Origin of the sequence: Cellulomonas rhizosphaerae, assembly GCF_003470205.1 — a bacterium.
Classification (GTDB): domain Bacteria; phylum Actinomycetota; class Actinomycetes; order Actinomycetales; family Cellulomonadaceae; genus Cellulomonas; species Cellulomonas rhizosphaerae.
In genome coordinates this window covers 1-15,052 of the sequence record NZ_QWKP01000138.1, presented here as the reverse complement: position 1 = coordinate 15,052, position 15,052 = coordinate 1, and the positions used below count along the sequence as shown (strand labels likewise).

14 protein-coding genes are annotated in these 15,052 nt (G+C 72.9%); all 14 read left to right on the top strand.

Annotated features, from left to right (window positions below; all coding sequences use genetic code 11):
• A partial coding sequence (locus D1825_RS04430) for a type II secretion system F family protein (RefSeq protein WP_199721494.1) occupies positions 1-460 on the top strand: 460 nt, incomplete at its 5' end.
• On the top strand, positions 457-1,377 hold the full coding sequence (locus D1825_RS04425) for a type II secretion system F family protein (RefSeq protein ID WP_118766251.1): 921 nt from the start codon (positions 457-459) through the stop codon (positions 1,375-1,377). The genes D1825_RS04430 and D1825_RS04425, both read left to right, overlap by 4 nt.
• Before the next feature lie 95 nt (positions 1,378-1,472).
• On the top strand, positions 1,473-1,682 hold the full coding sequence (locus D1825_RS04420; protein ID WP_118766252.1) for a hypothetical protein: 210 nt from the start codon (positions 1,473-1,475) through the stop codon (positions 1,680-1,682).
• Positions 1,679-2,101, top strand: a complete 423-nt coding sequence (locus D1825_RS04415) for a TadE/TadG family type IV pilus assembly protein (protein WP_118766250.1) — start codon at positions 1,679-1,681, stop codon at positions 2,099-2,101. Before D1825_RS04420 ends, D1825_RS04415 begins: the two co-directional genes overlap by 4 nt.
• Before the next feature lie 41 nt (positions 2,102-2,142).
• Positions 2,143-2,523, top strand: a complete 381-nt coding sequence (locus tag D1825_RS04410; RefSeq protein WP_118766249.1) for a TadE/TadG family type IV pilus assembly protein — start codon at positions 2,143-2,145, stop codon at positions 2,521-2,523.
• Positions 2,523-2,966 carry a Tad domain-containing protein gene (locus D1825_RS04405; protein WP_118766248.1) on the top strand — a complete coding sequence of 148 codons (444 nt, stop codon included), beginning with the start codon at positions 2,523-2,525 and terminating at the stop codon, positions 2,964-2,966. Before D1825_RS04410 ends, D1825_RS04405 begins: the two co-directional genes overlap by 1 nt.
• 8 nt (positions 2,967-2,974) lie before the next feature.
• A complete protein-coding gene (locus tag D1825_RS04400; protein WP_118766247.1) occupies positions 2,975-5,773 on the top strand; it encodes a hypothetical protein in 2,799 nt (932 codons plus the stop codon).
• A gap of 99 nt (positions 5,774-5,872) precedes the next feature.
• The gene (locus tag D1825_RS04395) at positions 5,873-6,145 is read left to right on the top strand and encodes a WXG100 family type VII secretion target (RefSeq protein WP_158580677.1); all 273 of its coding nucleotides are present in this window, start codon (positions 5,873-5,875) and stop codon (positions 6,143-6,145) included.
• 73 nt (positions 6,146-6,218) lie between these two features.
• Positions 6,219-10,823: an FtsK/SpoIIIE domain-containing protein gene (locus tag D1825_RS04390; protein WP_118766245.1), complete on the top strand. Its 4,605-nt coding sequence runs from the start codon at positions 6,219-6,221 to the stop codon at positions 10,821-10,823.
• Positions 10,824-10,875: 52 nt separating this feature from the next.
• A complete protein-coding gene (locus D1825_RS04385; protein ID WP_118766244.1) occupies positions 10,876-11,166 on the top strand; it encodes a hypothetical protein in 291 nt (96 codons plus the stop codon).
• Position 11,167: 1 nt separating this feature from the next.
• Positions 11,168-13,267 (top strand): DUF6571 family protein, encoded by a 2,100-nt coding sequence (locus D1825_RS04380; RefSeq protein WP_118766243.1) that lies wholly within the window; start codon positions 11,168-11,170, stop codon positions 13,265-13,267.
• Entirely contained in the window at positions 13,264-13,824 is a 561-nt protein-coding gene (locus tag D1825_RS04375; RefSeq protein ID WP_118766242.1) for a hypothetical protein, read from the top strand. Before D1825_RS04380 ends, D1825_RS04375 begins: the two co-directional genes overlap by 4 nt.
• A gap of 56 nt (positions 13,825-13,880) precedes the next feature.
• Positions 13,881-14,471 (top strand): hypothetical protein, encoded by a 591-nt coding sequence (locus D1825_RS04370; protein WP_138067453.1) that lies wholly within the window; start codon positions 13,881-13,883, stop codon positions 14,469-14,471.
• Positions 14,465-15,052, top strand: a 588-nt coding sequence (locus tag D1825_RS04365; protein WP_138067452.1) for a hypothetical protein, incomplete at its 3' end; no start/stop codon positions are given. The genes D1825_RS04370 and D1825_RS04365, both read left to right, overlap by 7 nt.

Genomic DNA, 15,052 nt, shown 5'->3' with positions numbered 1-15,052 from the left:
CGCGATCCAGCCACAGCTGCGCCTCCTCGTCGACCGACTGAGGGTTCGCGTGCCGCTGCCCGTCGCGCTGCGGGGGCTGGCCGACGACCTCGACGACCCGAGCGCGGACCTCGTCGTGGCCGCCCTCGTCCTGAACGCCAAGCTGCGTGGACCAGGTCTGCGCCAGGTGCTGACGTCGCTGTCGGAGGCCGCGCGCGCCGAGCTCGAGATGCGGCAGCGGGTCACCGCGGCGCGCAGCTCGACGCGGCGGTCGGCGCAGATCGTCACGGTCTTCTCGCTCGCGGTCATGGCTCTGCTGACGGTCGTCAACCCGCAGTACGTCGAGCCGTACGGCTCGTTCCAGGGGCAGCTCGTCCTCCTTCTCATCGCCGTGCTCTTCGCGGCGGGCTTCTGGTGGATGAAGCGCCTCTCCGGCGTGGACATGCCTGCGCGCTTCCTCGTCGAGGGGGAGGAGCGATGATCCTCGCCCTGATCGCGGGTGCCGTCGTCGGCATCGGCGTGCTCATGTTCGTCCTCGTCGTCGCTCCGCCGCGCAGCCAGCCCGGTAACGCGCTGGTACGCCTCGACGTCCGACGTGCTGAGGTGCGCGAACGCGCCCAGACGCTCGCGGCAGACCCGACCCGCGCGCCCGAGGCCGACTGGATCCGGACGGTTGGACGTTCGGCCGCGGGCTTCCTGTCCCGCACAGGTGTCGAGCTCGGCCAGCTGCGGTCCGATCTCGCGGTCGTCGGCCGCACGCTCGAGGCGCACCTGGCGACGTCTGTGCTCGCTGCCGTCGTCGCGTTCTTCGTGCCGATCGCTCTAGCCACCTTCGCCGTCGCGGTCGGTGCGCCGGTCTCTCTGGCAGTGCCCTTCGCGCTCAGCCTTCTGGCCGCACTCCTGGGTGCTTGGGTTCCCAGCCTGCTCGTGCGCAGCCAGGCACGGGCGCGGCGACGCGACTTTCGGCACGTCGTCGGATCGTTCCTCGACCTCGTGGCGATGAGCCTCGCCGGAGGCCGGGGCGTACCCGAGGCACTCCAGAGCGCCTCCGAGCTCAGCGACGGGTGGGCGATGGTGCGCATCCGGAACGCGCTGGGCTCGGCCCGCTTGCACGGCCGGACGCCGTGGTCGGCACTCGGCATGCTCGGCGAGGAGCTGAGGATCGACGAGCTACGGGACCTGGCGGCCGCGCTCGCGCTGGTTGCCGAGGACGGCGCCAAGGTCCGGGACTCGCTGTCGGCGCGCGCAGGGTCGCTGCGCCGGCGCGAGCTGGCCGAGTCGGAGGGCAAGGCGGGCGAGAGCTCGCAGTCGATGCTCGTCGCGCAGCTCCTGCTCTGCCTCGGATTCCTCATCTTCCTGCTCTACCCCGCCGTGGACACAGTCTTCCAAGGCGTGTGAGCGCCGCAGGCGCCATGATCAGACGTAACGGTCGCTCCAACGAAAGGCACAGAATGTTCAGTCTCTCGCCTCACACTCCGCAGGGGTTCCTGGTCATGGAGCTGCGCCGGCGCTTCGCGCTGGCCCGCAGCACCGAGGACCGGGGAGCGTCGGCGATCGAGTGGGTGATCATCACCGGAGTCCTCGTGGCCCTGGCTGCCGCCGTCGGTCTCATCATCTTCAACCTGGTTCAGGGGCGTGCTGAGCAGATCCAGATTCCGGATGCGCCTGGCGGCGGCGGTGGCGGGGGTGGCGGCGCCCCGTGACCTGGTTGCACCGACGCTTGCGGCGCGCGGTGCGCGACCGCGAGTCCGGTGCGTCCTCGGTCGAGCTCGTGCTCTACGCGCCGCTGCTGATGCTGATCACCTTCCTGCTCGTGCAGTGCGCGCTGAGCTGGTACGGCGACTCGGTGGCTGGTGCGGCGGCCCGCGAGGCTGCACGCATCGCCCGGGTCGGCGGCGGTACACCGGCCGCGCTGGCGTCGGCGGAGAACCGTGGCGAGTCCTACGCCCGTGCGGTCGGCGGGCAGGGCCTGCGGGACGTCACCGTCACCGTCGTGCGGATCCCCGGCGACCAGGTGCGGGCGACGGTCAGCGGCCGGTCGATGGAGCTCGTGGTCGGCTTCGCCCCACGCGTGTCGGCAACGGTCGAGGGGCCGATCGAGCAGTTCAGGCCAGACCTGTGACCGGGTCGCGGGCGGGGCGGGTTCGTGACGACCGGGGGGCGATGTCCGTCGAGATCGTGATCCTCGTCCCGGCTCTGCTGCTCATCCTCATGCTCATCGTGGCGATGGGTCGGTTCGTCACAGCCCAGGGCGACGTCCGAGCCGCGACGCGCGAGGCCGTTCGCGCGGCGACGCTGGAGCGGGACCCGGCGGCTGCGGCTCGGGCAGCTCGCGACGCTGCCGAGGCGGCACTGCCGGAGTCCGCCGACTGCGGGCCGGCGACCTTGAGCGGCAACTTCGTGGCAGGAGCGACGATCACCGTGAGCCTCGACTGCTCGGTGTCGTGGGCCGGCCTCGCACCGATCGGGCTGACCGGCTCGACGACCATCAACGAGCAGAGCTCAGCTCCGCTGGACCGCTACCGTCGGACGGGAGGACCGTGATGCGCAGGCTGGACAACGACCGCGAGGCAGGCAGCGTCTCCGTCTTCGTGATCGGCCTCGTCGTGGCGCTCATGATCCTCGCCGGGCTGGTCGTCGACGGCGGCCGGGCGATCAACGCGCGCGCCGCCGCCACGGACGACGCCGAGCAGGCCGCGCGCGCCGGTGCCAACCAGATCGACGAGGGCGAGCTGCGCGGCGACGGCCGCATCGTGCTCGACAAGCCGGCAGCCCGGCAGGCCGCCGCAGACTTCCTTGCGGCTCGCGGCTACGGCCGCGGCGACGTCGAGGTGGCCGTCGACGGCGTCACCGTGAGCGTGGGCGTGGGCGACGACATCAAGACGTCCCTGCTGTCCCTGATCATGATCAACTCGTTCCACGTGACCGGTTCTGCGTCCGCTCGTGCGGCCGTCGGGATCGTCGACGAGATCGGAGGTGCACCGTGAGTGCACAGGTGCGAAGCACAGACCACAGCGGGCAGCCGCTCCCCGAGCGCGGTCCTCAGCGGTTCCAGCAAGCCGCCGGTGACATCGAGGCGACCCGTTCTCGTTGGAACGGACTGGGTGCTGCACTCGCGCTGCTCCTCCTCGTCGTCGGCGTGCCGGTGGCGCTGCTCCTGCTCGGCGGCGGGCCCCACCTGCCGACGTCGCTGCCCACGCGGGAGGACCTGTCGGGTTCGATCGGCATCGAGCAGATCATCACGGTCCTCGTCTGGATCGTCTGGCTCGCGTGGCTGCAATTCACGATCTGCGTGCTCGTCGAGCTGCGCTCGGCGGTGCGGGGGATCGGCATGCCCGCGCGCGTGCCGCTCGCCGGCCCGAGCCAGCGGGCCGCCCGGACGCTCGTCGCGGCCGTGCTCCTGCTCGTCACGGCCGCCGGTCAGGCGAACGCGGTCACGGTCGCCACCGTCGAGCACGTCTCCTCTTCGCACGTCGCGGCGGTCGCTTCCGCTGTCCCGGGCGCGCAGGCGCAGGCCGAGACGCCGGCCGCGCCGGTCCAGCAGACCGAGGGTGCCAAGACCTATCACCTCGGCGACATCGTGCTCGACGAGGACGAGGGCAAGGAGCTCGTCGGCAAGCGCGTCGCCGTCGTCAACCCGCCCGAGGGGCGCTACCACGACAACCTCTGGGACATCGCCGAGCGGCACCTGGGGGAGGGCCGCAGGTACCACGACATCTTCGAGCTCAACAAGGGGCGCGACCAGCCCGACGGTCAGGAGCTCACGCTCGCCCGGCTGATCCAGCCGGGCTGGCTGCTCGTCATGCCCGAGGACGCGACCGACGTCGAGCGCGTGACCGTGACCGAGGAGGCGCCGATCGAGGCGCCCGCCACGCCCGCCCCCGCGCCCGTCGAGCAGCAGGCACCGCCCGCCGAGGCACCGGCTGAGGCGGCTCCCGCTGCCGAGACCGGGTCCGTCACCGACGCGCAGAGCCTCGTCGGCTCGGGCCTGCTCGCGGCCGGCCTGCTGGCTGCGGTCGTCGCGCTGCGTCGCCGTCGCCGCACGCCGCAGCCGGGTCCGGACGCGACGGAGATGGAGGTCGCGCTGCGGGTCGGCGCCGACCCCGCCCGCGCCCGCCGGCTCGACACCTCGCTGCGGCACCTTGCCGGCCTGCGTGCCGCCGCCGGCCAGGAGCTCCCGGCGGTCTACGCGGCGAGCATCGACGACACGGCGCTGACCCTGTTCCTCGCCCCGGCGGACGTGCACGCGCCGGAGCCGTGGACCGCGAGCGACGACGGTCGGCAGTGGCACCTCGCGGCGGACGCACCGGTCTCCGTGCCTCGCGGGATCGCCGCGCCGTACCCCGGTCTGGTCTCGCTCGGACGGAGCCCGGAGGAGGCCGACGTGCTCGTCGACCTCGAGGCCGCCCAGGGTCCGATCAGCATCGTCGGTGACGAGACGGTCGCCCGCGAGGTCGCGACCGCGATCGCGGCGGAGCTGGTGACCAACGCATGGTCCGACGGCCTGCGCGTCACGGGTGTCGACCTGCCCGAGACGCTCGCCGAGGTCGGTGGCGAGCGCTACCGCGCGGTCGCCGACGCCGCCGACGCGCTGCCCGAGCTCGTCGCCCGGCAGCGTGACGTGCTGGGCACGAGCGTCCTGGCCGGTCGGCTGCGCCCGGGTGCGGGCATCACGCCCGAGTACCTGGTCGCGGGCAGCGCCCCCTCGGCAGCAACGGCCGAGCGGGTCGCCGAGGTCGCCACCGGCGCCGGCCGTGCACCGTGGGGCGCCGTCGTCGTCGGCGACGTGCCCGGCGCCCGGTGGCGGATCGAGGTGGACGCCGACGGCGCGGCCTCGATCGGCCTGCTGCGCCTCAGCGTCACCGCGAACCGCCTGTCCGAGCGCCGCATCGGCGCCCTGGGCGAGCTGCTGGCCCCCGCCGAGGAGCCCGTGGCGGACGAGGTCGGCGGCGTGGACATCGAGGGGCACCTCGAGCGCCCCGACCTGCCGCCGACGAACCGCGCGGTAGGCAGCGCGGACCTGTGGGCGGCGCCCGTGCGCGTGCTCGTGCTCGGCACGCCGCGGGTCGAGGCCGACGGCCCGATCGACGACGACCGGCGCGAGCTGTGCACCGAGCTCGTCGTGCACCTCGCGCTGCACCCCGAGGGCGTGCACCCCACCGTGCTCGGCGCGGCGGTCTGGCCGCGCGGCGTGACCACGGCGGTCGTCAACGCGACGGTCGCCCGCGCCCGCGACTGGCTCGGCAAGGACGCGCACGGCGCGCCGCACCTGCGGCACACGATGGACGGCAACCTCGTCCTCGGCGCCCGGGCGGTGCTCGACTGGGACGTCGTGAAGTCGCTGCTGGCCGCGTCGCGGACCGCGACGACGCGCGAGGCCGAGGCGGACGCGCTGCGCGAGGCCCTCGGCCTCGTGCGCGGCGAGACCCTCGAGGAGGTCCCGACCGGCCGGTACTCGTGGCTCGCGCGGGCGCGGCTCGAGCGGGACGCGCGCACCACCCTGGTCGATGCCGCGCACCGGCTCGCGGTCCTCAGCCTCGACGGCGACGACCCGAGCGGCGCGAGGGCGGCGGTCGAGACCGGGCTGGACGTGGCCCCGACCGACGAGCTGCTGTGGCGCGACCTGCTGCGCGCGGTCTGGCTCGAGTCCGGGCCCGACGGTGTGCGTGCGGCGGCCGACGAGATGCAGCGCGAGCTGCGTGACGCCGGTGTGCGGGAGATCTCGGCCCCGACGGCCGCGCTCCTCGAAGAGCTTGCTCCCACGGGTGGTTCCGCACGGGCCACCGGGAGTTGAGAAGTCGCCGGTTCCCCTGCCCCGTCGGAGAACTGGCGATAGCGTGAACAACAAGGGGTGGCGTCATGGGGGCGCCACTGGAAAACAAAGGAGATCTCCGTGGCGGTCGGTGCAGAACTCAGTACCCTTCAGGCGCTCCACAAGACGTTCGTGGCCAAGGCGCAGGAAGCCCACGACATCAAGACGAAGGTCGACTCCGCTCTCGAGAGTGCCGTGTGGACCGGTAAGTACTCTGAGGACTTCCGCACGGCCTGGACGGACTACCGCGCGAACCTCGACAAGCTGAACGAGGCGCTCGAGGGTGCCGCGAAGGACGTCAAGGTCAACCACAACAACATCGCGGCGGCGACCGGCGAGGGCGACCGCATCTGAGTACCGCGCATGGCGGCCCGCCCCGGCAGGGGCGGGCCGTCGTCCGTTGTTCCGAACCAGTCCGGGAGGTGACGTGCGCCTGATCCTGAGCGTTGCCGTGCCCGGTGGCGCCGACCTCGTCGACGTCGTCGCCGAGTGCGCGTCCGGCTCGCGGGTGAGCGATCTGGCGTCCGCGCTGGCGGGTGCGCTGAGGTTCGAGCAGCAGAACGTGGTGCCGCGCGGGTCCGGTCACCTGGGCGTCGTGCAGGTGGTCCGGGCCGAGCGGGACGCGTCCGTGCCGCTGTGGTGGCGTGGACGCGAGCTGGACGCGACCCAGACGGTGGAGGCCAGCCCGCTACGGCACGGTCACCTCGTCGGCCTCGGTCGTGACGTCGCCGACCCGTGGGACGAGCCGTTCGGGGCGAGCGAGATCCGGGTCGTCTCGGGCCGTGGCGCCGGGCGTGTCCACCGGCTCTCGCCGGGGCACCACTCCATCGGGTCAGGGCGGTCCGCGTCCGTCCGCCTCGAGGACGCGCCCGAGCAGGCCGTGCTCCTCGACGTCGGCGTCGACGGGTCGGTCACCGTCTCGGCCGCCGCGGACCTCGTCGGCCGCTCGATCGCCGCGCCGCTGCGGCGCCGACCGCTCGAGGGCCCGATCGTCGTGCGGTCGAAGGACGCGAGCGGCACGCCCGCCCCCGCCCGCAAGACCAAGAAGTACTCGGCGCTGCTCGCGCAGGCGCGCGGCGCGACCGCCGGCATCGAGGAGCTCGACCCCGAGGCCGACCGCCCGTTCCTGCACCTCGGTCGCCTGCCGCTGAGCACGCCACGGACCTGGGAGACCGGCGCGTCGCTCGTCGTGGGGGACACAGTCCTGGAGCTTGCCGACCACGAGCCACCGGACGCGAGCCTGTCGCCCAGCCCGGAGGGTGCGACCCTCGACTTCAACCGCCCGCCGCGGCTGCTGCCCCCGGCTCGCGCGAGCGACTTCCGGCTGCCGGCCGAGCCGCGCACGCCCGACAAGCAGGCGTTCCCGCTCATGATGATGCTGCTGCCCGTGGTCATGGGCGGCGCGATGTTCGCGATCACCGGGAGCATGTACTCGCTGATCATCATGGCGCTCTCGCCGCTCATGGCGCTGTCGAACTGGATGACGTCGCGCAAGTCGCGGCGGGGCCAGCACGTGGACGCGGTGCGGTCGTTCACCGAGCGCACCGCCCGGATCGAGGCCGACGCGTACGCCGCGCTGACGTCCGAGAGCGCCGCGCGCCGCCGCGAGCTGCCCGACCCGGCCTCCGTCCTGCTCTTCGCGACCGGACCGCGGTCGCGGCTGTGGGAGCGGCGCCGGACCGACCCGGACTGGATGCTCGCGCGCGTCGGCACGGCCGACGTGGCGAGCGAGGTGTCGCTGCGCGACCCGGCCCGCGACGACCACGACCAGATCCAGCACTGGACCTCGGCGGACGTCCCGGTCGCCGTGCCCCTCGCGCGCGTCGGCGTCACCGGGGTGGCCGGCAGCGACGAGGACCGCCGCGCCGTCGCCGGCTGGATGGTCGCGCAGGTGGCAGCGTCGCACTCGCCCGCGGACGTGACGATCGTGCTGCTGAGCGAGCCCGAGTCGGAGGCTGACTGGCGGTGGGTGCGGTGGCTCCCGCACCTGCGCCGCGACGCCGGACCGCTGGTCTCGGTCGGGAACGACGACGAGACGACCGCCCGACGCGTCGCCGAGCTGCTCGATCTCGTCGAGCGCAGGAAGGCCGCGTCCAGCAGCTCGGGCGGGTTCTCGTCGGTCGCCGACATCCTGCCGCCGCCCGTGCTCGTCGTCCTCGACGGCGCGCGCCGCATCCGCCTGCTGCCCGGCCTCGTGACCCTGCTCCGGGAGGGCCCCGCGGTCGGCGTGCTGTTCCTGTGCCTCGACGAGCAGGAGCGCCAGCTGCCCGAGGAGTGCCAGGCCGTGGTCCGGCTCGAGGGCAACGCGACGACCGTCTCGGTCGCGGGCAAGGACCCCGTCGAGGGCGTGCGCGCGGACCTCGTCGAGGGTGCGTGGCTCGAGCGCCTGAGCCGCGCGCTGTCGCCGATCCGCGACATCAGCACCGAGGACCTGTCCTCCACGCTGCCCTCGTCGTCCCGCCTGCTCGACGTCCTGCAGCTGGACCCACCCCAGGCGCACGCCGTGGCGCAGGGTTGGGCCGGGGGCGGTCGCACGACGAAGGCCGTCATCGGCGAGACCGGCGACGGCTTGTTCACGGTCGACATCAGCGCCGACGGTCCGCACGGCCTCGTCGCCGGCACGACCGGCTCGGGCAAGTCCGAGCTGCTGCAGACGCTCATCGCGTCGCTCGCGGTCGGCAACCGGCCCGACGAGATGACGTTCGTGCTCGTCGACTACAAGGGTGGCGCGGCGTTCAAGGACTGCAAGAACCTGCCGCACACCGTCGGCATGGTCACCGACCTCGACACGCACCTGACCACGCGCGCGCTCGAGAGCCTCGCCGCCGAGCTGCGCCGTCGGGAGCACCAGCTCGCGGGCGCCGGGGCCAAGGACATCGAGGACTACCTCGCCACGCGGGGTCCGCACGACGACCCCATGCCGCGCCTGCTCATCGTCATCGACGAGTTCGCCGCGCTCGTCGCCGAGCTGCCCGACTTCGTCACCGGCCTGGTCGACATCGCCCGCCGCGGGCGCTCGCTCGGTGTCCACCTGCTGCTCGCGACCCAGCGGCCGGCTGGCGTGGTCAGTGCCGAGATCAAGTCGAACACCAACCTGCGCATCGCGCTGCGGGTCACCGACCGCAACGACAGCCAGGACGTCATCGAGGGTCCCGAGGCCGCCGAGATCGCGCAGAGCCTGCCCGGCCGTGCGTACGCGAGGCTCGGACACTCGAGCCTGGCCGCGTTCCAGGCGTCGCGCGTCGGCGGACGCCCGCCGAGCGCGTCGCGCGGCGGGGCGGTCGCGGTCTCGTCGCTCGCGTGGGCCGCGCTCGGCCGCCCGGTGCGCACACCCGGGTCCACGGGCGAGGACGACGTGGAGACGCCGACCGACCTCGCGTCCCTGGTCACCGCCGTGCAGGGCGCGGCCGACCTCGCCGGGATCGCGGCGCCGCCGCCGCCGTGGCTGCCCGCGATGCCGGCCGTCGTGACGCTCGACGAGCTCGGCGAGGCGGCTGGGGGCGGGCTGCCCGACTCGCCGTTCGCGCTCCCGTACGGGCTCGTGGACCTGCCCTCGCAGCAGCGTCGCGACGTCGCGGTGCACGACGTCGCCCTCTCCGGCCACCTCGCGGTCGTCGGCGGCCCGCGCTCGGGGCGCTCGACCGCGCTGCGCACGTTCGCCGCCGCGATCGGCGAGCGGACCTCGCCGCGCGACGTGCACCTGTACGGCGTCGACTGCGGCAACAATGCGCTGCTGCCGCTCGTCGGCCTCCCGCACACGGGCGCCGTCGTCACGCGCGACCAGCCCGAGCGGCTCGCACGCCTGACCCGCCGGCTGCGCGCCGAGATCTCGCGCCGGCAGCGGTTGCTCGCCGAGCAGTCCTTCGCCGACGTGACGGAGCAGCGCGCGAACGTCGACGGCGACGAGCGCCTCCCGTACGTCGTCGTTCTCCTCGACCGCTGGGAGGGCTTCGTGCAGGCCTTCGAGGACTACGACTCCGGCATCCTGCTCGACCTGTGGACCCAGATCCTGCAGGAGGGCCCCGGCGCGGGCGTCAAGGTGATCCTCAGCGGCGACCGCAGCCTGCTCAACGGGCGCATCTCCACACTCACCGAGGACCGCGTGATGCTGCGGATGCCGGACGCGGGGGACTACTCCGCGGTCGGCATGACGCCGCGCCAGGTCCCCGGGGACATCGCCGACGGCCGCGCGTTCCGCTCGCGCGGGAGCCAAGAGGTGCAGGTCTGCGTCCTGGACGCCGAGGTCGGCGGCGCCGAGCAGGTCGCCGCGCTGCAGCGCATCGCGCGCGACGCGAGCGCTCGTGCCGGGACCGTGCCTGCCGCCCATGCGCCGTTCCGGGTCGACGACCTCCCCACGCGCATCTCGCTCGCCGACGCGAGCGCGCTCGGCACCCCGCTCGCAGCGACGGCCCTCCCGGCGGGTGTCGGGGGCGACAGCCTCACGCTGTTCGGCCTCGAGGCGGAGGAGCACGGGCCGGGCGTGCTCGTCGTCGGCCCGCGTCGTTCGGGGCGCAGCACCACGTTGCTGACGATGGCCACCTCTGCGCTGGAGCGGGGCTGGCTCGTCGGCACCGTGACGCCGCGGCGCAGCCCGCTGCGCGACCTGTCGGGAGCGTCCGGCATCGTCGGTGAGCTCACGCTCGAGTCGACGCGCGACGAGATCAAGGCGGTGCTCGACCAGCTCGTGCCCGGCGACGGCCCGCCCACGCTGCTGGTGATCGACGACCTCGAGCTGCTCGGCACGGACGGACACCTGGCCGACGCCGTGGTCGAGCACGTCGGTGCGCTGCGGGACCGCCCGGGCCTGGTCGTCGCGGGCGGGACGACCGACGAGCTGTCGGGCTCCTACCGCGGACCCGCGCCGACGCTGAAGAAGTCGCGCAGCGGTCTGCTCCTGGCGCCCGGCTCGCCGAACGACGGCGACGTCTTCGGGCTGCGGCTGCCGCGCTCGGTCATCGGCGCACCGGTCCCGGGCCGCGGCATCCTGTCGCTGGCGGGCCAGTGGCAGAGCGTGCAGGTGCCGGTGCCATGAGCGGAGGGCGCAGCAGGCAGATCTCCGAGCACACGTCGAACGAGGGAGCGGGATGACTGACCCCGACAAGGTCGAGAACCGGTACCGCGGCGCGCTGCACGGGGCGACGCCTGGCGCGCAGACCCAGGCGTCCTCGGCGGGCTCGGCGTTCTCCGCGGTGCTCAGCGCGCTGACGAACGAGGCCTGGGTCAGCACGACCGCGGACACGTTCTCGAAGGACTGCACGGACATGCAGACCAAGGCGGGCACCGCGGGCGACGACAGCGTGGCGGAGATGACGTCGCGGTACTCGCGCGAGCCCGCGAAGGTCGACCCCTCCGACTACCGAGCGACGTGGTACTGACATGGCCGTGGCAAAGATCGACGTGGCGGGCATGCAGCAGCTCGTCAACGGGTTGACCAGCGGGATCGAGACTCTCGACTCGGCGCGCAGCTCGCTGCGCACCACGCTGTCGCGCTACGACCTCGCGACCTCCGACACCCAGGGGATGCAGACGGCGGCGGACTGGGCCCGGGACGTCCTGCCCGACGCCCGTCGCCGGCTCGCCAAGGCGCAGGCGCTCGAGGGCTCGAACCCGACCTGGCCCACGGGGACGGTGCAGCTCGACGACGTCACCGACATCTCCTCGATGGCTCCGGACAAGGCGCAGCAGGCCGGGCAGGAGGCGGCCGAGGCCCTGCGTGACGGCGGCAAGCCGGACGACGACCTGATCGCCCAGATCATCGAGATGCAGGACGACCCGTACTTCGCGGCCGGGTTCGCCCACGCGCTCAGCGCCGACGAGCTCGCGGACGTCGTCATCAAGCTCGGGTACAACCGCTCCGACCAGGACGGCAGCAGCACCCAGGAGGAGCTCGACGCAGAGAACGCCTGGTACGGCATGCTCCTGAACGGCATGTCGACGACGGTCGCCACGGCGACGCGCAACACCGGGGACCTCGCGCTCCCGTCGGACTACGCGGCCAGCTGGCTCACGACCATCGAGGCGGAGGTGCCGACCTCGCCGTACTACGACGGCGGCGGCGGCCAGGTCGACCGAGCCAACGCGCTGACCGTGCTGCTCAACGCGGGCCACTACGGCACGCCGTTCCTCACCAGCATCGCGGAGGGCGTCTACGACTACGAGCGCGAGCTCGGCGACGACCGGGGCAAGGTCTGGGAGCCGCGGGGGAGCGACGACCCGAACGGTGGCGTCTACGACGCCGACGGGAAGCGCTTCCGCGACCCGCTCGCGGGGATCATGGCGGCGCTCGGGAACAACCCGGAGGCCGCGCAGGACTTCTTCGGCGGGGGCGACGACCGGAAGGTCAGCATCGACGGTCACGACCTTGTCGTCTCCGACCGGCTCGCCTACCTCGTCGTCGACCGCCGCTGGGACATCGACGCCACCAACGGCGGCGCGCTCGGGTCGGCGCTGGAGGCCGCGACGACGAAGCTCCGCAACAGCGAGGCGTCCGGCAAGCTCTCCGCGGACCTGGCCTCGCAGACGTTCGCGCTCATCGGCGACAAGACCGGCGAGGGCCAGTCCGACGGCTGGCTCGTCTTCGGCCAGCACGAGGGCTGGAAGATGTCTGACGGGCTGCGCTCGCACGTCGCGCAGATGCTCGCCTCGTACGGTGCCGACGCGTACCGCGTGATCCTCGACGACCACGACGACCTCGCGCAGGGGTGGTCGCAGCCCGGCAGCGGTGACCTGTTCGACGCGGAGATGCCCTACGGCGCCGTGCTCGACAAGGCCCTGCTCGCCAAGATCGTCGGGACCCTCGGCGAGAACCAGAACGACCTGACGCCGTTCATGACAGGGCTGTTCCAGGCGCAGAACCTCGCGGTCAACAAGGGCCTGACGGACGCGATGCTCCAGCAGCCGAACGCGGCCGCCAACTTCATCACGGGCGGCGTCAGCGACGACTCGAACCCCGCGATCACCAACGCGTCGCAGGTGATCGGCTGGACGCTGGACACCGCGTACGGCGGTGACAAGTCGGACGAGGAGTACCAGAAGAAGCGTGCCGAGGCGATCGCCGACGCCCTGAGCCTGGCCTCCGCGATCCCGTACATCCCCGAGATCAAGCCCAAGTGGCTCAAGTTCGGCGTCGATCAGGCCAAGGACGCGACCTTGGACGAGATCAGGAGCAGCGCCGCGCAGGACTCGGGTGCCACGTACACCGAGCTCAGCCAGAAGGTCCAGACGCAGCTCGCCGACGCCACGATGAACCAGCTGCTGGCGAGCGGCTACTTCGACGACGCCGCCGTCCAGGGTGCCGCCGAGCGCGGCTACGACTTCACGCCGCCACCCGCTGCGGCGATCCAGGCCGGTCCGCCCCCGCACTTCGACACCGGGTCCCAGGCGTACCAGGACTGGTACAACAAGTCGGCGATGAAGACGATCGTCGCGGAGCGTGTGATCGGCACCTACCGCGACCAGTGGGGCCTGCCGCTGTGAGGCGGGCGCCCGCGCTCGGCCTCGCGACCGCGCTGCTGCTCGGCACCCTGGTCACGGGGTGCACGTCGTCCACCAAGGAGGAACCGATGCCGACCGAGATCCCGTCGAAGCCGGCCGCTGGCGCGGACCTCGCCTGCGGGATGGATCGCGTGGACGTCGAGGCCGCCATGGGCCTCGAGATCGGCCGCGTCGAGGGCGACCTCGAGACCGCTGACGCCGACGGCAAGCGCGAGTGCGACATCTGGCCGACCGACACGAGCCTCGTCGACGGCGCCATGGTGTTCGTGAGCGTGCTGCCGGCGTCGTCGACCGAGGGCCAGAAGCTGCGCGCTGAGGTGGACGGGACCGCCACGGGCGTGACCGAGCCGTCGGTGCGGTACACGGACCTGGACGGGGCCGCGTGGAGCGGGTCGGTGGGCGCGAGCTCGGTCGTGTTCGTCGGCGACCAGGTCGTGGCGCTCACGAGCACCTGGAAGGGTGACGGGCGCGACCCGTTGAAGGACCTGCCGGCGCTCTCGTCGCAGGTGGCCGCCTCGACCGGGCTGGCTGGCTCGTGACGGCTCGACGCCGAGCAGTGCACGGAGCGTGGCAGCTCGCACCGCTGGTGGGCGCTGTGGTTCTTGTCCTCGCCACCTCCGGCTGCACGGGCGACGACGGGACGGCGACGGCCCCGGTGCCGACCACGTCGGCTTCGGTGACCCCGTCCCGTGCGCCGTCCCCGACCCCGACCGTGGTGCCGACCGCCACGGCGCCCGCGCTCGCCGACGGCTCCGACCCCGACGTCGGCATGTTCTTCACGGCGCTGCCGGACGTGACGGGCGACGAGGCCCGCGCGGCCGAGACGCTGATGCGATTCGAGGTCGAGTTCTGGCGCTCGATGACCACCGGCGCGGTGTCCTCCGCCCTGGACGACGTCGCCTCGGCCGACGTCGTCCAGATCGTGCGGAACCAGGTCGAGGGCAACAAGGACCGCAAGATCACGACGTCCGGGTCCGCCTCTGACGCCTTCGTCGACGTGAACAGCGGCACGAAGACCGTCGTGATCGACGTCTGCAACACCATGGACGATGCCGTGTTCACGAAGGGCACGAAGAAGACCACCGGGCCCGAGGCCGGCTTCGACCCCGCCATCGTGCGCATGGAGGTCGGCGAGACCCCCAAGGGGTGGCGTGTGCAGTCCTACACGGTGAGGGACGCGTGCTGAGGGCGTGGGCCGCGACCGGCGCCCTTCTGGCCGGTCTCGTCGTCGCCGCGGCAGCGCCGGCGGCAGCCGCAGATTCCGCGTGCGGCCGGACTGGCTGCGGCAGCGCGTCGAGCGGCGGCGGAACGATCACCGTCACCGTGACCGGGTACGGCGTGGTTCCCGGCGCGGGCTCGGTCGACATCGACACCACGAACATCGCCCTGCACCCGCTGTGCTGGTACCAGTCCATCGACACCGGGAAGGGATACGCCGAGTGGGTGCAGAGCCCCGCGGCTCACCAGGCCGAGCACGGGCTCGGCGGCTTCGAGGAGATCGACGGCTGGGAGGAGCACCAGGACGACGACAAGGGGCACTGGTACGGCGGCATCTGCTCCAGCGCGTACTGGCGCGAACCCACGATGGACGGCTGGGCCGAGGCGGTCGAGGCGTGGTTCGCGGACCATGAGGTCGTGTGGGTCGAGGCCGGTGACGCTCCGCCGGAGTCGCTGGTGACGCCCGAGATGCTCATGCAGGTCGCGTCGGACGCGATGGACATCGAGTCGGGAACGATCCACTGGAACCCGACCAGGGCCGGTGACGGC

Bases quoted from the DNA above. Each gene is read 5' to 3' on its own strand.
- D1825_RS04385 (WP_118766244.1), top strand. From the start codon at position 10,876: ATGACTGACCCCGACAAGGTCGAGAACCGGTACCGCGGCGCGCTGCAC.
- D1825_RS04410 (WP_118766249.1), top strand. From the start codon at position 2,143: ATGTCCGTCGAGATCGTGATCCTCGTCCCGGCTCTGCTGCTCATCCTC.
- D1825_RS04405 (WP_118766248.1), top strand. From the start codon at position 2,523: ATGCGCAGGCTGGACAACGACCGCGAGGCAGGCAGCGTCTCCGTCTTC.
- D1825_RS04420 (WP_118766252.1), top strand. From the start codon at position 1,473: ATGGAGCTGCGCCGGCGCTTCGCGCTGGCCCGCAGCACCGAGGACCGG.
- D1825_RS04425 (WP_118766251.1), top strand. From the start codon at position 457: ATGATCCTCGCCCTGATCGCGGGTGCCGTCGTCGGCATCGGCGTGCTC.
- D1825_RS04380 (WP_118766243.1), top strand. From the start codon at position 11,168: ATGGCCGTGGCAAAGATCGACGTGGCGGGCATGCAGCAGCTCGTCAAC.